Below are 19199 nucleotides of genomic sequence, written 5' to 3'. Positions count from 1 at the left end.
GCTTTATTGATCGCTCTGCTCTGAAGGAAATCGGATCTCTGTCCGACCTGACCAATTTGGCGGCCAGCTAGATCTGAATTTCCCGAAGAGGTCAGCTGCAGCCGCTGGTGGCGCCGCACGTATCGCACTTCTCGCAGGTGCCGTTGCGCACCATGGTGAAGTTCTGGCACTCGGAGCACATGTTGCCCGTATAGCCCTGCATGATCGAGCGGGCGCGGCGTTCGGCTTCCATCTTCTTGGCTTCCGTCTTGGCGGTTGCAGCATCGGCTGCGGCCTTGTCGGAGAAGAGGGCGGTTGCTTCGCTGCCGGCTTCTTCGACCACTTCTTCGGCGATCTCTTCCGCCAGTTCCTTGGCCCGCTCTTCATAGTCGCGCTTGAAGGCGACGATTTCGGAGGTGGAAATGGCGACAGTCGGCTCCAGCTTGCGGGCTGCGGCACCTGCAAAGGACGTTACCGAGCCGCCCGTAGAGGAGGCGCGGGCAGGGGCTGCCGTTGCCGCACCCTTGGGCTCGCCGAGCTGGCGGTCGCTGCCGGTGTTGGAGACCAGCGTCGGCTTGTAGCCGCGGGTCCAGCCGGTCGAGACGAGGTTCGTCTTGCCTTCCTGGATGCCCTTGCCGAGTGCCGTGTTGGAGAAGTCGGACGTATCCACATGGGCCAGATCGTGACGGCCGAGGTAGGAGACGGCGAGTTCGCGGAACACGTAGTCGAGGATCGACGTGGCGTTCTTGATCGCGTCGTTGCCGATGACGATGCCGGCCGGCTCGAACTTGGTGAAGGTGAAGGCTTCCACATATTCTTCCAGCGGCACGCCGTATTGCAGGCCGAGCGAAATCGCGATGGCGAAATTGTTCATCATCGCACGGAAGGCAGCACCTTCCTTGTGCATGTCGATGAAGATTTCGCCGAGGCGGCCGTCACCGAATTCGCCGGTGCGGAGATAAACCTTGTGACCGCCGACGGCAGCCTTCTGGGTGTAACCCTGACGGCGGTTCGGCAGCTTCTCGCGTTCTCGGGAAACACGCTCGATCACCTTCTCGATGATCTTTTCGGTGACCGTCACGGCCTGGGCGGCAAGCGGCTGCTGGATCAGATCCTCAAGCGCATCTTCGTCGCTCTCGTCCTCGATCAGGGAGGCGTTGAGCGGCTGCGACAGCTTGGAGCCGTCACGGTAGAGGGCGTTTGCCTTCAGACCGAGCTTCCAGGACATCATATAGGCGTTCTTGCAATCGTCGACCGTTGCCTCGTTCGGCATGTTGATCGTCTTGGAGATCGCACCCGAGATGAAGGGCTGGGCAGCCGCCATCATGCGGATATGGCTTTCGACCGAGAGGTAACGCTTGCCGATCTTGCCGCACGGATTGGCGCAATCGAAGACCGGCAGATGCTCCTTCTTGAGGAAGGGCGCGCCTTCCAGCGTCATCGCACCGCAGACGTGGATATTGGCAGCCTCGATATCCTTCTTCGAGAAGCCGATATGCTCGAGCAGGCTGAAGCTCATGTCGCTGAGCTGTTCGTCGGAAACCTTCAGCGTGGTCTTCAGGAAGTCGGCGCCGAGCGTCCACTGGTTGAAGACGAACTTGATGTCGAAGGCGCTCTTCAGAGCGGCGTTGACGGCTTCCACCTTCTCGTCGGTGAAGCCCTTGGTCTTCAGCGTCGAGGGGTTGATGGCCGGTGCCTGGTTCAGGTTGCCGTGACCGACAGCATAGGCTTCGATCTCGGCGATCTGGCTTTCGGAATAGCCGAGGGTGCGCAGCGCATCCGGAACAGCGCGGTTGATGATCTTGAAGTAGCCGCCGCCGGCGAGCTTCTTGAACTTCACGAGTGCGAAATCAGGCTCGATGCCAGTCGTGTCGCAATCCATGACGAGGCCGATCGTGCCGGTCGGTGCGATGACCGAGACCTGCGCGTTGCGATAGCCGTGCTTTTCGCCGAGTTCCAGCGCCTTGTCCCAGGCAGACATGGCATGGGCTGCAAGATCCTGGTCCGGGTTTTCCGAATGGATCAGCGCGACCGGGTTGACCGAGAGCGCTTCGTAGCCAGCGTTTTCGCCATGAGCGGCACGGCGATGGTTGCGGATGACGCGCAGCATGTGCTCGCGGTTCGGCTCGTAGTTCGGGAACGGGCCGAGTTCGGCAGCCATTTCGGCCGAGGTTGCGTAGCAGATACCGGTCATGATCGCCGTCAGCGAGCCGGCAATGGCGCGGCCTTCGGCGCTGTCATAGGGGATGCCCGTCGACATCAGCAGGCCGCCGATATTGGCGTAGCCGAGGCCGAGCGTACGGTATTCGTAGGAGAGTTCGGCAATGCGCTTCGACGGGAACTGCGCCATCATGACCGAGACTTCGAGCACGACCGTCCACAGGCGAACGGCGTGTTCGTAGTCGCCGATATTGATGCGCTTGGTGGCCTTGTCCTTGAACTGAAGCAGGTTCAGCGAAGCAAGGTTGCAGGCCGTGTCGTCGAGGAACATATATTCCGAGCACGGGTTCGAGCCGCGGATCGGGCCGCCGGCCGGCGAGGTGTGCCAGTCGTTCATCGTCGTATTGAAGTGGATGCCCGGATCGGCCGATGCCCAGGCGGCATAGGAAATCGTTTCCCAGAGGTCGCGGGCCTTCAGCGTCTTCATCACGCGGCCGTCCTTGCGGGCGGTCAGGTTCCAGTCGCCATCTTCCTCGACGGCGCGCAGGAAGTTGTCCTTGATCGAGACGGAGTTGTTGGAGTTCTGGCCGGAGACCGTGAGATAGGCTTCCGAATCCCAGTCCGTGTCGTAGGTCTTGAACTCCATGTCCTTGTAGCCCTGGCGGGCGAACTGGATGACGCGCTGGACGTAGTTTTCCGGAACCTGGGACTTCTTGGCGTCGCGGATTTCGCGCTTGAGAGCCGGGTTCTTGGCCGGGTCGAAGCAATCGCCGTTGTCGGCTTCGCAGTTGACGCAGGCCTTCATGATCGCCTTCAGATGCTTGGCGACGACCTTGGAGCCAGTCACGAGAGCAGCAACCTTCTGCTCTTCCTTGACCTTCCAGTTGATATATTCCTCGATGTCAGGATGGTCGATATCGACGACGACCATCTTGGCCGCACGACGCGTCGTACCACCAGACTTGATGGCGCCGGCAGCGCGGTCACCGATCTTCAGGAAGCTCATCAGGCCGGAGGAGCGGCCGCCGCCGGAAAGCTTTTCGCCTTCGCCGCGCAGCATCGAGAAGTTGGAGCCGGTGCCGGAGCCGTACTTGAACAGGCGTGCTTCACGAACCCAGAGGTCCATGATGCCACCTTCGTTGACGAGATCGTCTTCAACCGACTGGATGAAGCAGGCATGCGGCTGCGGATGTTCGTAAGCCGACTTGGACTTGGTGATCTTGCCCGTGAAGGGGTCGACATAGAAGTGACCCTGGCCGGGGCCGTCGATGCCGTAGGCCCAGTGCAGGCCGGTGTTGAACCACTGCGGGGAGTTTGGAGCAACGCGCTGCGTGGCGAGCATATAGGCAAGCTCGTCCTTGAACGCTGCCGCATCTTCTTCCGAAGAGAAATAGCCGCCCTTCCAGCCCCAATAGGTCCAGGTGCCGGCGAGACGATCGAAGACCTGGCGGGCGTCGGTTTCCGAGCCGGTTTGTTCGTCCTTCGGCAGGCCCTTCAGCGCCGCGTCGTCGGCTACGGAGCGCCACAGGAAAGAGGGGACGTCATTTTCTTCCACCTTCTTCAGGCGGGCGGGGACGCCGGCCTTGCGGAAATACTTCTGCGCCAGAACGTCGGTGGCGACCTGGGAGAACTGCGCGGGAACGTCGATGTTTTCGAGGCGGAAGACGATCGACCCATCCGGGTTCTTGATCTCACTCGTCGCCTTGCGGAATTCGATATCCGCATAGGCGCCTTGACCAGCCTTCGTAAACCGACGTTCGATGTGCATTTTCTCTACCTCGTGTTGGCACCCGAAAGGGCGCAAAATTCCCACCCGGCTCCACGTTGTCGCTTCGTGTGGCCAGTCTTGTTCCATCTTGTGACAGGATTGTCATCCGGAGATGCTTGTCCTGTATCTTGTGGTGAGGCTGGCTGCAAACACTAAATATAGTGTTAACAGCTTATTTTTACCAGTCCCCCGTGTCGCTTTCTGGAGGCTGGAAAACGGCGCAAAAATCCTCAGGGGTGTTACCGTTCTCGACGGTGTAACACCCTGATTATGCGTCCAATTTTCCTTGGGAGAACCGGGCTCGTTACCTCCGGTTCAGTCGCCGCCGCAACATCTGGAACATTAACTTTGAATCAGCTGATTCCGTCAAGGGGTGGAACGTAACCGAATGCTAACCACAACACCTTGTGGATGCACCTGTGGAGACTGGGGAAAGTCGGGTAAGCCTGAAAATACAAGGGCTTGCAACGAGGCTCGGGCAAACGAAAGGGCGAAAAGTCAAAAAAATCGACTGCGGCAAAAGTTAGGATGGCTTTTACGACGTAAATGCGCATTCCGATTCGTTCAGGGAAATCAGGACTTTCTAGAGCGCATCGATGGCAATCGTGACGGTCGCTGTGCCGATCGGCTCGCCCTTTTCGTCGGTGACCACGAAGCTTGCCTGAGTCTCCAGAAGCTGGGTCGACTCGTCGCGTTCCGCCCCGCCGATATAGATGTCACGCGAAGCGACGGCGAAGGTTTTCAGAAACTTGTCCTCGTCCCCCTGCCAGTAATCGGTCGTGACGGTACTCTGGCCGACATTGAGACCGTGGCAGTCGGTGACGAAGAACTCCAAAATCGTTCCCTGAGAATCGTCCTGCTTTGTCCTGAGGTATTGCGAGACGGATTTCGCCATCAGCGTCTTGGCCATCTGAAGGTCGCCCTGCGCGACCTCAGCCCGGTAGGTCTCGTCCAGGACCCGCATATCCATCTCGCTGACATCGCCGAGTTTGGCATTCTGCTCCTGAATCGCCTTTACGACGACAGGGGCCTCCGCCATCGGCCGGACGAGGGTCTCGACATATTCGCGCACGACGCCGACATAAGCCGGCTCCGCCCCGGCCGGCGTGTTGGAAGTGAGGCAGCCGATCAGCCCGAAAGCTACTGCCGTTCGAATCTTGCCCCAGCAAGCCATTGCACGCCCCAACCGCATCCCGTCTTACTCTTAGCCCGGCCGCTACGACCGTTAGTTGCCTGAGGTTATGCTAATGAAATAAAACGGACGTTACCGAACTGGTGCGGAAATTCACCATCGGCGAGACCAAGATTGGAACAATTTTCAGTTGTATGATTAAGGACTGCTCGCCGTCAGCCGCGAGCGCCCTTGGCAATCGGCTCCTGATAGGTGAAGCCCATGTCCCAGGGGAAGTAGATCCAGGTATCCTGGCTGACTTCGGTAATGAAGGTATCGACGGTCGGTACGCCCTTCGGCTTGGCGTAGACGCAGGCGAAATGCGCCTTCGGCAGCATCGCGCGCACCTGGGCGGCGGTCTTGCCGGTATCGGTGAGATCGTCGACGACAAGCACGCCTTCGCCGCCATTTTCTGTGAGCTCCGGTGCAATGCCCTTCAGCAGCACCATGTCGCCTTGATTGACGTAATCATGATAGGAGGCGATGCAGACGGTTTCGATGAGGCGGATGTTCAATTCGCGTGAAATGATCGCCGCTGGAACGAGGCCGCCGCGGGTGATGCAGACGATCGCCTTGAACTCCTGGCCGAGGCCGGCGAGCCGCCAGGCAAGCGCACGCGCATCGCGGTGGAACTGATCCCAGGAAACAGGGAAGGCTTTATCGGGAAGGGACATCGGGCTACTCCGCGGCATGAAGAAACGACACGCCGTTTGCCGGCGACCGAGGAACATCGGCTGGCAAAACGCAAATCGCGCAGCCGGAACTGCGCGATGGATGCCGAAGCCTGATATCATCGGTCGCCGCAATTAGCGGGATTTGGCGGCAAAAGGCAAGAGCGGCTTTAACGCGAGAGTAAAGTCAGCGCCGTCATGGACTGCAAAAGCGTCTTTGTCGTACCGCCGAAAATCGCCTGCCAGAGCCAGGAATGCGTGTAGGCGCCCATGACCAGAAGGTCGATGCTGTCGTCTGAAAGCCGGTTTTCGATGACATGCGAGGTGTTCTTATCACCGCTTGCAGCCGTGGCAAGTGTCACGTTCACGCCGTGGCGGGCAAGCGTCGCTGCGATCTCTGCGCCAGCAGTTGTCGCCGAATGTGTCGCCGTCTCGGTCGGATCGACAGAGAAGATTTCCACTGCTTCGGCAGCCTGCAGGATCGGCAGGGCATCGAACGTGGCGCGCGTCGCTTCCTTCGAGCCGTTCCAGGCAATCAGCACGCGCTTGATCGGCTTTGGCTGGCGGATGATGTAGGGGATCATCAGGACCGGGCGGCCGCTTTCGAACAGGAATTCATCGACATCCACATGGCTGTCGGAGGGTTTTGCCGGATCGGCCTGTGAGGCGATCAAAAGGTCGGCGCTGCGCGCGCTTTCGATCAGTGGCGCCGAGCCGTAACCCGTCGACGTCGCAAAGGCGTGCCATTCGAAGGAAGCGCCGGCCGCCGCCGCGCGGGCGCGGAATATCCGCTCGACCTCGATGGTTTCTGAATGGGCCATGTCCTGAAGCGCTTGCACAGCGACCGGATCGGGAATCTCCATCGGTGCGACCAGCGGCACGGCGGCAATGGTTTCGGCATGCAGGCCGATCACATGGGCGCCGCTTTCCGCGGCAATGGCAAAGGCGAAATCGGCAACGGCGCCGCTATTATCTGCTGTATCCAGAATCGCGAGAATGGTTTTGTAAGACATATCAAATTCTCCTTTGCGGCTAAAAAATCGCGTTCCGCGAGGAAAGGAATGCGCCGGAATGCACCACGGTTCCTTGACCGGGATCAAGATTGCGACACTCGCCCCTCACGCTTCTGCCTGATAATTTTCGGCAATGTCCTTCCTGCGTTTGATATCTTCAATCATGGCCCGCACCTCCGCGCCTGCAGCCTCGATCACGGCCTGTGAGCGCCCGCGCACCACGATCTCGGTCGAAAATTTCTGACCCACGTAACGCGGGTACGAGCCGATGCTGGTTTCGGGATGTGCCTTCTGGATAGCCGTCAGTGGCGTGCCGATCTCGCCTTCGCCATAGGGGCAGGCGATTGCCAGCGAGAGGACAGGCGTACCCGTTCTCAGTGTCGGCAATACGTTGTCGACCATGGCCTGGAAGACCTGCGGAACACCTGCCATGACATAGACATTGCCGATGATGAAGCCGGGCGCGGTCGATACCGGATTGGCGATATGGGCAGCGCCCCGCGGCATGCGGGCCATGCGCTGGCGCGCCTCGGTGAATTCCATCTCCCGGCGCTTGTACATCTCGGCAAGCAGCACCATCGCCGCCGCATCGTGCTCGCAGGGCACACCAAAGGCGTTAGAGACAGCGTCCGCGGTGATATCGTCATGCGTCGGCCCGATGCCGCCGGACGTGAAGACATAGTCGTATTTGCGACGTAGCGCGTTCAGCGCCTCGACGATCGCATCCTCCTCGTCGGCGACGATGCGAACCTCTTTCAGGTCGATGCCTGAAATTGTCAGCATATCGGCGAGGTGGCCGATATTCTTGTCCTTGGTACGGCCGGAAAGAAGCTCGTCGCCGATGGCAAGCATGGCGGCGGTGACGACAGTCTCATTGCTCATGGGGATATTTCCGTAGTGTGAAGCTCGCAAATAGGTAGCGCCGTTTGGCAGCTTTGCAAACGGCAAAGCGGAAAGCCCATTCAATCGAAAATGAAACGGCAAGTGAAATTTCGTCTACAGGCAGTGAACACTGCGTTCTTCTGCGCGGGGCTATGTTGGGCCGGATGCGCTGGTAGAACGATGGCAGTCACGAAATTCAATCATCCTTGATGGAGATAACAATGGCGAAGATTCTCGTCCTCTACTATTCGGCCTATGGCCACATCGAAACCATGGCTTACGCCGTAGCCGAAGGCGCAAAGTCTGCCGGCGCTGATGTTGTCGTCAAGCGCGTGCCGGAACTGGTCTCGGAAGAAGTCGCCAAGGCTTCCTATTACAAGCTCGACCAGGCAGCCCCGATTGCGACCGTCGACGAACTGACCGACTACGACGCGATCATCGTCGGTGCCGGCACGCGCTTCGGCACGGTTGCTTCCCAGATGCGCAATTTCTGGGACCAGACCGGCGGCCTCTGGTTCACCGGCAAGCTCGTCGGCAAGGTCGGCTCGATGTTCACCTCGTCCGCTACGCAGCACGGTGGCCAGGAATCGACAATCCTCGGCTTCGTCCCGACCTTCCTGCACCACGGAATGGCCTATGTCGGCCTTCCCTATGCCTTCCAGGGTCAGATGGGCACGGAAGAAGTAAAGGGCGGCTCGCCCTACGGCGCATCCACCATCACCAACGGTGACGGCTCACGCCAGCCTTCGGCAATCGAACTCGAAGCCGCCAAGTATCAGGGCGCGCATGTCGCCAAGATCGCGGCAAAGCTCGCCTGAGTTCAGCTTGAATCTTTTCGATGAACGGCGGTCCTTCCGGGCCGCCGTTTTATTTTGGGATGTTGTTCACCGCACAGTTTTTCGATCGCCAGCAGGGCAGCATAAACATTTTCTTGACGAATCCGCCTAAGTCGTTGATCTGGACGGCGCGCGAGCGTGGCGAAACTGGTAGACGCAAGGGACTTAAAATCCCTCGGCCTTAGGCTTTACGGGTTCGATCCCCGTCGCTCGCACCATCTTTATAAATGTGTTCGAATGTGCTTGTATAATGTGGATAAACCATAGGCAGTGCTTGTCTATGGCGCCGTTGCTGCAAAAAATGTAGGCATTGTGCGGTTGAGTAAGGGTTGTCTTAGTGGGAGTAAGACGATGGTTTACGACTGGGATGGAGCAAGAACGCGGCGCATCAGGCTCTTCAAGATGAGCGCTCTTCTCCTGTTGGGAACGGCTATGGCAGCGGTGCCGCTGTTCCTCTGGGCGGTGCAGTTCCGCGGCTTCTAGTTTTCCGATCCACTGCCAGTGTCTGGCAAATTACACAGCGGCATTCGCCCCGGTTTTCGTTTCACGCCATTTGTTAAAGACCCAGCCGGCGACCAGGCCGATTGCGGCGCCTGCTGCCTTGACGCCTGCATCGTGAAGGCGCGCATGCCGCGTCGGCGACAGGTATTGCAGATATTCGATCGCGAACGCACCGAGGATCAGCAGCACGGCAACCATTTTCCATTGCTTCGGATAGGCAAGAGCAAAAGCCAGCCCGGCCGCCAGATAGGCCGAGGCACGATCGATATCGGGTGTTTCGATCGTGTGGGGACGCAATTCGATCGGTGAAACTGTGACGAACACGATGAAGGCGAGAAGAAGCCACGCCAGCGGCTTTGTGATCTTGGATGTCATCTTGCCGTCATATTAGCAATTGCTATGGACCATCAAGTTAAAAGCCGTCCACCTGACCGTGATTTTGGGCTTAATCCGAAGACGCGCTTAAGGAAGCCTTTCATCGAGCGAACCGCAAATAGCGCAAACGGGCTTCTTTCCGCTGCCTGCCTGTGTCATAGCGGCGTCAGGATTTTGAAGAATGGACGAACGCCCGTGACGAGACACGATGTCGAAGGCGCAGAAGAGGCAATGCGCAGCCTTTTCCCCGCCACGCCGCTGCAGCTCAATGATCACCTTTCCGCCCGCTACGGTGCCGATATCTGGCTGAAGCGCGAGGATCTGTCGCCGGTGCGCTCCTACAAGATCCGCGGCGCGTTCAATTTCTTCCGCAAGGCAATTGCCGAAGGGGCGGGCGGCAAGACTTTTGTCTGCGCATCGGCCGGCAATCACGCGCAGGGCTTTGCCTTCGTCTGCCGCCATTTCGGCGTCCCTGGCGTCGTCTTCATGCCGGTCACCACGCCGCAGCAGAAGATCGACAAGACCCGCATGTTTGGCGCCGGCTTCATCACCATTGAACTCATCGGCGATTTCTTTGACCAATGCTACCAGGCTGCCCGCGATCACGTCGAGGCGATCGGTGGCGTCATGGTGCCGCCCTTCGATCATGTCGATATCATCGAGGGGCAGGCGACAGTGGCCGCCGAAATCATGCAGCAGCTTCCCGAAGGCGTCTTGCCTGACATGATCGTCCTGCCGGTCGGCGGCGGCGGGCTTGCCGCCGGCATTACCGGTTATCTCGATGGCATCGTCGCAAAGTCCGATTTCATCTTTACCGAACCTGCCGGCGCGCCGAGCTTGCGCCGCAGCCTTGAGGCGGGGCAGGTGGTGACACTTCCGAAGGTCGACAATTTCGTCGATGGCGCGGCCGTCGCCCGCATCGGTGACCTGAATTTCGCGGCTCTGAAGGGTTTTTCGGCCGATCAGGTCAGGCTGATGCCGGAAAATGCCATCTGCGTCACCATCCAGGAGATGCTGAACGTCGAAGGTGTCGTGCTGGAGCCGGCCGGAGCCCTGTCGCTGACGGCGATCGCCGCCATGGATCGCGCCGCCATCAAGGGCAAGACGATCGTTGCCGTCGTCTCTGGCGGCAATTTCGATTTCGAGCGGCTGCCCGATGTCAAGGAAAGGGCCATGCGCTACGCCGGCCTGAAGAAATACTTCATCCTGCGCCTTGCCCAGCGCCCTGGTGCGCTACGCGATTTCCTCAATCTGCTCGGACCGCATGATGACATCGCCCGCTTCGAATATCTGAAGAAATCGGCGCGCAATTTCGGTTCGATCCTGATCGGCATCGAAACGACGGCTCCGGAGAATTTTGCAACGCTGGTTGCCAATTTCGAAAGCGCGGGCATGGGCTTCGAGGACATTACCGAAAACGAGATCCTCGCAAACCTGATCATTTGACTTTGCGTCAACTGCACTGCGTGCTAAAGGCGGTTTATGGCTTCGTTCCTTTCAAACATTCTTTCGGTATTTTCCGGCAGCGGCAAATCCTCCAGCGAAGCGGCTGCAGGTCCTTCCGGCGAGCCCCAGCTCTATGGTGATTGCACCATCTATGCCGAGCCGCAGAAGGAAGGCGGCCAGTATCGTCTTGCCGGCCGTATCGAAAAGAAGGTCGGTGAGGACGTTTTGGTGCGCAAGTTCATTCGCGCAGATCTCTTCTCTTCGTCTGACGATGCGATCGAATGCACCGTGCGCAAGGCGCAGCAGATCATCGATCAGCACGGCCCTTCTCTCTTCAATGACGGCGAGAAGTTGCGGCAAGTGTAAACACTCGTTGATCGGGCAGGACTTGTTCGAGCTACATTTCCCGTTGTTTTTCAAATCCATGACCGCATTCCAGCAGCCGAAATTGCGGCTTTGCTCACCTAATCTTAAAGGATTGCGGTAAAGGTGGCGCCTGCAGGTTTTGCAGGGCGCCGCATGTGTTTGAGCTTTCCGGACGATTGACCAGAAAATCCGCTGCTGCGGCTGCGTCTCTCTCGCGCGGTCGCGCTGTCGGTGGAGGACCGTGATGGAGCTCTTCAACACCGCGCTCTTCATCGTCGAAGCCGTCGGCTACTTCGTGCTGATGGTCAGCCTCCTGCATTTTCGCCAGCGCCTCGGACTGGGTGTCTTCCTGACTGCACTCGGCGTCATGCATTTCATGGAGACCTACCTCGCTGCGGTCTTCTACGTTTCCCTGCCGTTCGGGGATGTCTCGCCGGGATCTTCGATCTTCTTTTCCGGCAAGCTGATGATGATCCTCATGCTCTATCTGCAGGAGGATGCGTCGACCGTTCGCCAGCCGATCTATGGCCTGTTTTTCGGCAATCTCCTGACCGTTGCCATCGCCTGGGTGCTGCAGCTTCATCAGCCGCTGGAGCTGTCGCCGGGCCATCCGGCCGATGTCAACTTCCTGAAGGAAATGGGCTGGCTGATGGTATGGGGAACGGCAATCCTCTATCTCGACTCGCTCGGCATCATCCTGCTCTACGAGAAGCTCGGCGATTTCATGCGCCGGCGCGTGGTGCTGCGCTTCATGATCTCGGGCCTTGTGGTTCTGACCTTTGACCAGATCTGTTTCTTCAGCGKCCTGCATTATTTCGTGGGCGTCCCGATGGCGGCCTTCTGGGCGGGATGGAAAGCCAAGATGCTGGCCGTCTGCCTCTATTCCCTGATGTTTGCCGTCTACGAATATCACATCAGACGGAACGGCGTTGCAGCCTCGGCGCGCTCGATAAGCGACCTTTTCGGCGATCTGACATTCCGCGAACGCTACAACGATCTTCTGGAGCGCACCGGTCGCGATATGCTGACTGGTGTCTATGATCGCAGCCGCATGGAGCTGGAGGCGCCACTGATGGTGCGCGAGGCGCTGCGGCAGGGTCAATATGCCACCGTTCTCATCATCGACGCGGATCATTTCAAGGACGTCAACGACGGCTTCGGCCATCTGCAGGGCGACGAGGTTCTGAAGGCCATCGCCAGCAGGCTCGGAACGACACTACGCTCCAGCGATCGTATCTTTCGCTTCGGCGGCGAAGAGTTCGTCGCCGTCTGCCCCGGTACAGGCCATGAGGAAGGCCTGCTCTTGGCGGAACGCCTGCGCTGGACGATCGTGACCAGTGTGAAGACACCCGACGATGCCTCGGTATCGGTTAGCATAGGGGTTGCGACTGCGGACGAGGACGGCGTCAGCTTCACAACCGTGCTGTCGGCGGCAGACAGCCGCCTTTATGATGCAAAAAAGAGCGGCCGCAACTGTGTCGTCGGCCGCTCCGGAGTGGTTAAGGTCGTCTAGATCCCGCGCGCTCAGGCGGCGCGGAAGACCTTGGCGCCGGAGGGAGCGCTCGTCATGCCGCCGTCGACGGTGATCTCGATGCCCGTGACATTGCTGGAATCGTCGGAGGCGAGATAGAGCGCAGCCTTTGCGATCTCGTCTGCTTCGCTCATGCGGCCAAGCGCACTCATGCTTCCGAGCTTTTCTTCGAGTGCCGACATCGCATCTTCCGTCTGCGCATAGGGCGACCAGATCGGTGTGCGCGTGCCGCCCGGCGTTACCTGATTGACGCGGATACCGCGCGGCGCAAGTTCGGAGGCAAGGTTGCGGGTCATGGAGCGCACGGCGCCCTTCGTGGCGGCATAGGCCGACCAGCCTGGTGCGCCGAGAACGGCATGGACCGAGCCGTTGAGGATGACGGATGCGCCATCATTCAGATGCGGAAGCGCTGACTGAACCGTGAAGAAGACCGAGGTCAGGTTGGTGCTGATGATCTTTTCGAACTGTTCCAGCGACGTCTGGCCGAGCGGCGTTGCGCCGCCAATACCGGCATTGGCAAAGACGATATCGAATTTGCCGACGGCGGAAGCTGCCTCGGCGAAGATCTTCTCCGCGGCCGCTACGTCGGTCAGATCAATCTTCAGTGCGAGCACGTCGCCGCCAAGCGCTTTCTTGGCCGCTGCGAGCGTTTCCGGGTTACGGCCGGTAATGATGACCTTCGCGCCTTCGGCAACGAAAACCTTGGCGGTGGCAAGCCCGATACCGCTGTTGCCGCCGGTAATGAGCGCGACCTTGTTCTTGAGACGCATGGGAATGGCTCCTATTGGAAAATGTCCCGATCTGGATTATGATCGATATCTAGAAGGATTATGATCATAATCCAAATAAGTCAAGTCCGCATGTCGGGAGATTTCAATGGGCCATTCGCAACTGGAAAAACAGAAGACGCACGACAGGATCATCGAGATTGCGTCCAGGCGCCTGCGGGAGAAGGGGCTCGAGGGTATCGGGGTTGCCGACCTGATGAAGGAGGCCGGGCTGACGGTCGGCGGCTTCTACAAGCATTTTGCGTCACGCGATGAGATGGTGGCGGAAGCCATGAAACTGGCTTTCGGATCCTGGGAAGCGAAAGTGCGTTCAGAGGGCAGGGCGCCGGCAGATATTCCGATCGCGGAATATTCCGCCAACTATCTGAGCGAGGTTCATCGTGACGACGTAAGCGGCGGCTGCCCTTTTGCTGCGCTAACGGCCGATCTCGCCCGCAGCGACGGGAAATGCCGGTCGCTTGCGACCGAGCAGCTGAAGACGAATCTGGAAAACATGACAGACCGTATGAGCGCGGGCGATGAGGCTGAGGCGCGCCGCAAGGCAATCATCGTCTCGTGTCTGATGAGTGGCGCGCTCGGCCTTGCGCGCATCGCGGACGATGAAAAACTCTCCAACGAAATTCTGGAAACGGCCCGAGCTTTCGTCAATGATTTCTAGGCAAAATGAAAGGGCCGGCTTGCGCCGGCCCCTCGAGTGGAACTTCGAATTTGCAGGTTAGGCAGCGAGAGCAAGCTCGTCGACGCGCGACTTTGCGGCGCCGATAGCCTTTTCTGCAGCTTCCGGGCCGAAGGCGAGGCCTTCGACATAGATGGTCTCGATGTCGGCAATGCCGAGGAAGCCGAGAACCGACTTCAGGTAAGGAACCGCATGATTCATGCCAGCAGCCGGACCCTGGGAATATACGCCGCCCGAAGCAAGGACGACATAGACCTTCTTGCCGGTAGCAAGGCCGACCGGGCCGCTTTCGGTATACTTGAAGGTCAGACCGGCGCGGGCCACATTATCGATCCAGGTCTTCAGCGAAGAATRGATGTTGAAATTGATGAGGCCGGTGCCGATGACGATGCTGTCGGCTGCGAGCAGTTCATTGACCAACTCGTCGGACGTTTTTACGGCAGCAGCTTCCTGAGCCGTGCGGGCTTCCGGCGGCTTGCGAATAGCGGCGGTGAACAGATCGTCGATGTGCGGAAGCGGATTTGCGGCAAGGTCGCGGCGAACGACGACGCTACCCGGGGCCTGAGTCTTGAGCTTGTCGGCAAGCTCGACAGCGATCGACGTGGAAAGCGACTCTGAACGCGGGCTGGACGTCAGAAGAAGAATGGAAGACATGGTTGAATTTCCTCTCGAAATGGGTTTCAGCGGCGGTTGGGAGCGGCAAACCGCTGTGTTCGAGAAAAGAAATAAGACTGGCCTGCTATCGAAAAAACTGGGATAATGTCGATCAAAATTATCGATGGATTGGATGGACGATGCTTCCCAACCCGACACTGGATCAATTGCAGGTTTTCCTGACCGTCGCCGAAACCGGCAGTTTTTCGGCCGCGTCACGCGTCCTGAACCGCGCGCAGTCGGTCATCAGCTATACGATCGCCAATCTGGAAGCCCAGCTTGAAATACCGCTTTTCGAGCGTTCAGGCGCCCGCCAGCCGAAGCTGACGGATGCCGGCAAGGCAATGCTGGAAGATGCCCGCCGCCTGATGGCCGATCTCGAGGTGATGCGCGCCCGCGTCAAGAGCATCAAGCAGGGGCTGGAGGCGGAGCTTTCTCTGGCGATCAGCGTCATGGTCCCGGCCAATGCCGTCATGATGGAATTGCGCGAGTTTCGCGAGAAATTCCCGGGCGTTGCGCTGAACCTCAACGTCGGCGAGCTCGGAATGGTCATGGACATGGTGCTGAACGACAAGGCCGATATCGGCATTGGCGGCGCGCTCGTGCGGCAGGGAGATTCGCTGGTAGCCGAAAAGATCGGCTATTCCTTTATGGTTCCTGTCGTTGCGCCCGATCATCCGTTGGCGCGCATCGAACGGCCACTGACGCTGGCCGATGTGCGCGAAGAAATCCAGCTCGTCGTTTCCGATGCCTCCGGGTTGACCAAGGGCCGGGATTTCAATGTCCTGTCCTACAGGACATGGCGCGTCAGCGACATAGCAACCAAGCACCAGCTCATCAAAGGCGGGCTTGGCTGGGGTGGATTGCCGGTCTCTCTCGTCGGTGACGACATCATGAAAGGCAACCTCATCGCCATCAAGCTCGATGCCTACGAACAGGGCGAATACCCGATCTATGCCATGCACAAGGCCGCCAATCCGCCGGGGCCGGCGGGCAGATGGCTGGTCGAGGCTTTTCGCCGGCGGCTCTCAATGTGCCCGAGCCATGGCGAAATGGTCAGCATGCTCGGTATAGACGAACTGCATGCGATGCCGGAGGCAGCGGAATAGTCACAAGCTTGACGGGTTTCAGGCCTTTGTTATAACGGCGCCACGGTCTGCAGTTCACCGAGGCGTCGCCGTCCCGCAAGGGAAGCTAAACCTGCTCCAGAAAGATCATCAGCACTTGTCCTGTGCCGAAGTCGAAAGCCGGCGACCACCGACACCCTTTTGCGGAAGCGGCGCGTTGAGGATGAGACGTGACCAGATCTACCTTTCCAATGGAAATCGCCGATCTTTCGGCTTTTGCCAAATCTCTCCGCAAGCAGATCGAAGCGCTGGCTGACAAGCCGAGCCATGTCGATATGCTCAATCTGCTGACGCGCGCGGCGGGTTATCGCAACTACCAGCATTTCCGCAGTATGGCGCAGTCCGCCGAAGTCCTGAAGGACTGGAACCTGAAGCAGGCTCCCGAGCCCTTGCCGGACGAGGATCGCGTGCTGAAGGCATCGCGCCATTATGATGGCAGCGGCAGACTGATCCGTTGGCCGGGCAGGAGAGGACTACAGGAGCTTTGCCTTTGGGTTCTGTGGTCGAAAATACCGGCGGGCACGGAACTGACGGAGCGTGAAATCAGCGATTTTCTGGACCACCTGCATCTCTTCGGCGATCCGGCGCTCTTGCGCCGCGAACTCTTCGATTTCGGGCTTGTCCACCGCACGCGGGATGGCAGACGATATCACCGCCTCGAAAAGAAGCCGCCGGCCGAACTTGGCCGGCTTCTCCGGCGCGTTGAAACCGAGGCAGAGACGGCTTGAGCGAAAGAGGAGCGCGGTTGATGAAACCGCGCCCCTGCGGCTTCAGAGAACCAGCCTGAACTTCGTGAATCCCTCGGCGCCTTCGCCGGCATCCTCGATCTTCACGCTCTTGACGTCGGCGAGATACTGTTTGGCTTTCGGGCCGCTTTCGAAAACGACCGTCGTGCCGGGCAAGGGCTTGAAGGTCCAGTTGCCGTCGGCTGCTGGATTGATCGTGCCCTGATCATGGACATAGCGCACGATAACATCCCGGTTGGTGTCCGGCGCCTGGAAGATCACCTTGTCGGAAGCGATGTCAGGGAAGCTGCCGCCGCCGCCCGCACGATAATTGTTGGAAACGACGACGAATTTCTGCGCCGGATCGATCGGCTTGCCCTCGAAGGCAAGGTTCTGGATTCTGTTGGAAGTCGGATTGACGGCCTTGCCAGACGAATCATATTTCGGCGGCTGGGACAGATCGATCTGGTAGGTCACGCCATCGATCACGTCGAAATTGTAGGACGGGAAGTCGATGTTGAGGAGAGCCGCATCCTTCGCACCGGGTTCGATGTGGTTGAACATGCCGGCGGACATTTCCAGCCAGTTCTTCACCTGCGCACCGGTGATGGCGACGGCCTGAACCGTATTCGGATAAAGATAGAGGTCGGCGACGTTCTTGATGGCGATATCGCCGGCGGGAACGTCCGTATAATAGTCGGCACCGCCGCGACCGCCGGCCTTGAAGGGGGCTGCGGCGGAGAGAACCGGCAAATCCTTGAACTCCGTATCGGCCAGCATCTGCTTGATGTACCAGGTCTGAGCCTGCGAGACGATCTGCACGGAAGGATCGTCGGCGACCAGCGCAAAGTAGGAATAGAGCGGCGCGGAGGTTTTGCCGACCGGCGTGCGGACATAGGCAAGCGTTGCCTCGTGCTCTGCCTTCGCCGCTTCAACCACTTCCTTCTTGTCGGCGACGTCGGCCACGACTTTTTTCTTGTCGTCGCGATGATAGATCGGCCGCGCTTCCGACGTGAAGTCCACGATTTTCCAGCTGTTGCCGTCTTTCTCCAGCAGCAGGTCGATCAGGCCGAGATGCGAGCCCCAGAAGCCGGCCATGACGGCGGGCTTGCCGTGCAGCGTACCCTTGACCGGATCGGCATTGGCAATGCCATCCCATGTTTTCGGGCCAGGGAAGACGAGATGCTGGTGACCGGTGAAGATTGCGTCGATGCCTTCGACGGCAGCGAGATGCAGCGAAGCATTTTCCATTTTTTCGGATGGGCCGGAACCGTCAATGCCGGAATGGGAAAGGGCGATGACGATATCTGCGCCAGCTTCCCTCATGGCCGGCACCCAGGCCTTGGCGGCCTGGACGATATCGCGCGTCTGTGCCTTGCCTTCGAGGTTCTTGATATCCCAGAGCATGATCTGGGGTGGCACGAAGCCGATGAAGCCGATCTTGACCGGGCTTTCATTGCCGGAGCCGTCCTTGATCTGCTTTTCGACGATGATGTACGGCTTGAAGAACAGCTCGTCCTGCTTGGGATCGGAGGCAAGCTGACCCTTGGTCAGGTTGGCGCAGACGAAGGGGAAGTTCGCACCGTTCAGCACCTTGAACATGAAGTCCAGGCCGTAGTTGAATTCGTGATTTCCGAGCGTGCCAACGGTATAGCCGAGCGTATTCATGGCCTTGATGACCGGATGCACGTCGCCATCCTTCATGCCGTGCTGATAGGCCATGTAGTCGCCCATCGGATTGCCCTGCAGCACGTCGCCGTTGTCGATCAGCAGCGAATTGGCAGCTTCCGCACGTATCGTGTCGATGATTGTTGCCGTACGTGACAGGCCCATCGTGTCGTTCGGCTTGTCGGCATAATAGTCGTAAGGGAAAACGTTGACGTGAATGTCGGTCGTTTCCATCAGCCGCAGATGCGCCTGGTTTGCGGCAGCGCGGGCGCTGAACGGATGAAGCAGCACGAGAGCGGAAGTAGCGGCAAGGCCGCCGAGCAGGGAACGGCGGCTCATTGCAGGCGCATCGAAAATGGAAGACATGGAAACACTCCTTTTGACATTACGCATCACCCGGTTCGGCGAACTTAGGATGATTGGCGAAGGAGTACATCTTGAAAATGACAGAACGGCAAAGACGGTGCAGCGAAAGCGGCACAGCCTGAGCTTACCGGACGCGCGGCACGTCGCGATGGAAGAAGCGGAAGTAGGAGGCAATGAGCGCGCGCGCATTGGAATTGACATCGAACTGGATGCCGACGCGGCCATTGTGTTTCCAGCGAACGACCCCATCGAGCAGGCCGAGGTCTTCCGCTTCGATGCGTACCTTGCTGCCGGCGGCCGCATAAAGCGGGGCTTTCACCTCGAGTGCCGCACCCGTGGCGGAAAGATCGAGGATGCGGGCGTCTATCTGGCTGTTCATATAGCTGATCTTGCCGAAGACCCGGCAATTCCTGCGGTCCGCCTTGCGGGCGGTGATCTTGAGGTTACGTGTCATGCTGGTCCCCGTGAAGAATTCGAGAGAAGCATAAACGCGGAA

General features: G+C 59.0%; 17 protein-coding genes, 1 tRNA gene and 1 pseudogene. 9 read left to right on the top strand and 10 right to left on the bottom strand.

Annotated elements, in window-relative coordinates:
* Positions 1 to 91: 91 nt before the first annotated feature.
* The 5 genes from AC1DF8_RS26900 to AC1DF8_RS26880 form a co-directional block, all read right to left on the bottom strand.
* Positions 92 to 3907 (bottom strand): vitamin B12-dependent ribonucleotide reductase, encoded by a 3816-nt coding sequence (locus AC1DF8_RS26900; protein WP_112545196.1) that lies wholly within the window; start codon positions 3905 to 3907, stop codon positions 92 to 94.
* Between the two features lie 583 nt (positions 3908 to 4490).
* Positions 4491 to 5081 (bottom strand): hypothetical protein, encoded by a 591-nt coding sequence (locus AC1DF8_RS26895; RefSeq protein WP_112545195.1) that lies wholly within the window; start codon positions 5079 to 5081, stop codon positions 4491 to 4493.
* 173 nt (positions 5082 to 5254) lie between these two features.
* Positions 5255 to 5752: a xanthine phosphoribosyltransferase gene (gene gpt / locus AC1DF8_RS26890; RefSeq protein ID WP_018115475.1), complete on the bottom strand. Its 498-nt coding sequence runs from the start codon at positions 5750 to 5752 to the stop codon at positions 5255 to 5257.
* 167 nt (positions 5753 to 5919) lie between these two features.
* Complete coding sequence (locus AC1DF8_RS26885) at positions 5920 to 6762, bottom strand: universal stress protein (protein ID WP_018115474.1); 843 nt, start codon at positions 6760 to 6762, stop codon at positions 5920 to 5922.
* A gap of 105 nt (positions 6763 to 6867) precedes the next feature.
* Positions 6868 to 7644 carry a competence/damage-inducible protein A gene (locus tag AC1DF8_RS26880; protein ID WP_112545194.1) on the bottom strand — a complete coding sequence of 259 codons (777 nt, stop codon included), beginning with the start codon at positions 7642 to 7644 and terminating at the stop codon, positions 6868 to 6870.
* Between the two features lie 221 nt (positions 7645 to 7865).
* On the opposite strand from AC1DF8_RS26880, the gene wrbA reads away from it, so the two are divergent.
* From wrbA to AC1DF8_RS26865, 3 genes are all read left to right on the top strand, one after another.
* The gene (gene wrbA / locus AC1DF8_RS26875; RefSeq protein WP_018115472.1) at positions 7866 to 8462 is read left to right on the top strand and encodes an NAD(P)H:quinone oxidoreductase type IV; all 597 of its coding nucleotides are present in this window, start codon (positions 7866 to 7868) and stop codon (positions 8460 to 8462) included.
* A 150-nt stretch (positions 8463 to 8612) separates the two neighbouring features.
* Positions 8613 to 8698, top strand: a tRNA-Leu gene (locus tag AC1DF8_RS26870).
* A 133-nt stretch (positions 8699 to 8831) separates the two neighbouring features.
* Complete coding sequence (locus tag AC1DF8_RS26865) at positions 8832 to 8963, top strand: hypothetical protein (RefSeq protein WP_018115471.1); 132 nt, start codon at positions 8832 to 8834, stop codon at positions 8961 to 8963.
* Between the two features lie 30 nt (positions 8964 to 8993).
* Here the strand turns inward: AC1DF8_RS26865 and AC1DF8_RS26860 are convergent, their stop codons facing one another.
* Complete coding sequence (locus tag AC1DF8_RS26860; RefSeq protein WP_018115470.1) at positions 8994 to 9356, bottom strand: VanZ family protein; 363 nt, start codon at positions 9354 to 9356, stop codon at positions 8994 to 8996.
* A gap of 195 nt (positions 9357 to 9551) precedes the next feature.
* Here AC1DF8_RS26860 and ilvA point away from each other — a divergent pair, with 195 nt between their 5' ends.
* The 3 genes from ilvA to AC1DF8_RS26845 all read left to right on the top strand — a co-directional run bounded on the left by ilvA (position 9552) and on the right by AC1DF8_RS26845 (position 12681).
* On the top strand, positions 9552 to 10802 hold the full coding sequence (ilvA, locus tag AC1DF8_RS26855; RefSeq protein WP_112545193.1) for a threonine ammonia-lyase: 1251 nt from the start codon (positions 9552 to 9554) through the stop codon (positions 10800 to 10802).
* Between the two features lie 36 nt (positions 10803 to 10838).
* A complete protein-coding gene (locus AC1DF8_RS26850; protein ID WP_112545192.1) occupies positions 10839 to 11168 on the top strand; it encodes an HlyU family transcriptional regulator in 330 nt (109 codons plus the stop codon).
* 241 nt (positions 11169 to 11409) lie between these two features.
* On the top strand, positions 11410 to 12681 hold the full coding sequence (locus tag AC1DF8_RS26845) for a GGDEF domain-containing protein (protein ID WP_478155695.1): 1272 nt from the start codon (positions 11410 to 11412) through the stop codon (positions 12679 to 12681).
* Between the two features lie 11 nt (positions 12682 to 12692).
* Here AC1DF8_RS26845 and AC1DF8_RS26840 read toward each other — a convergent pair whose 3' ends face one another.
* Positions 12693 to 13469 (bottom strand): SDR family oxidoreductase, encoded by a 777-nt coding sequence (locus tag AC1DF8_RS26840; RefSeq protein ID WP_112545190.1) that lies wholly within the window; start codon positions 13467 to 13469, stop codon positions 12693 to 12695.
* Between the two features lie 106 nt (positions 13470 to 13575).
* Between AC1DF8_RS26840 and AC1DF8_RS26835 the strand changes: the two genes are divergently transcribed.
* A complete protein-coding gene (locus AC1DF8_RS26835; protein WP_113013543.1) occupies positions 13576 to 14145 on the top strand; it encodes a TetR/AcrR family transcriptional regulator in 570 nt (189 codons plus the stop codon).
* 57 nt (positions 14146 to 14202) lie between these two features.
* Here the strand turns inward: AC1DF8_RS26835 and AC1DF8_RS26830 are convergent, their stop codons facing one another.
* Positions 14203 to 14817: an FMN-dependent NADH-azoreductase gene (locus tag AC1DF8_RS26830; RefSeq protein WP_478155694.1), complete on the bottom strand. Its 615-nt coding sequence runs from the start codon at positions 14815 to 14817 to the stop codon at positions 14203 to 14205.
* A gap of 140 nt (positions 14818 to 14957) precedes the next feature.
* Here AC1DF8_RS26830 and AC1DF8_RS26825 point away from each other — a divergent pair, with 140 nt between their 5' ends.
* Both AC1DF8_RS26825 and AC1DF8_RS26820 read left to right on the top strand, forming a co-directional pair.
* Entirely contained in the window at positions 14958 to 15926 is a 969-nt protein-coding gene (locus tag AC1DF8_RS26825; RefSeq protein WP_113206760.1) for a LysR family transcriptional regulator, read from the top strand.
* Positions 15927 to 16114: 188 nt separating this feature from the next.
* Entirely contained in the window at positions 16115 to 16672 is a 558-nt protein-coding gene (locus AC1DF8_RS26820) for a DUF2087 domain-containing protein (protein WP_478155693.1), read from the top strand.
* Between the two features lie 42 nt (positions 16673 to 16714).
* Here AC1DF8_RS26820 and AC1DF8_RS26815 read toward each other — a convergent pair whose 3' ends face one another.
* On the bottom strand, positions 16715 to 18703 hold the full coding sequence (locus tag AC1DF8_RS26815) for a bifunctional 2',3'-cyclic-nucleotide 2'-phosphodiesterase/3'-nucleotidase (protein ID WP_478155692.1): 1989 nt from the start codon (positions 18701 to 18703) through the stop codon (positions 16715 to 16717).
* Between the two features lie 139 nt (positions 18704 to 18842).
* Positions 18843 to 19157: pseudogene (locus AC1DF8_RS26810) on the bottom strand (PilZ domain-containing protein); the annotation flags it as partial.
* Positions 19158 to 19199: the final 42 nt, after the last annotated feature.

The organism is Rhizobium sp. 05N49, assembly GCF_056396805.1.
The sequence above is the reverse complement of the archived record's forward strand: the minus strand, read 5'-3'. Positions and strand labels throughout refer to the sequence as shown.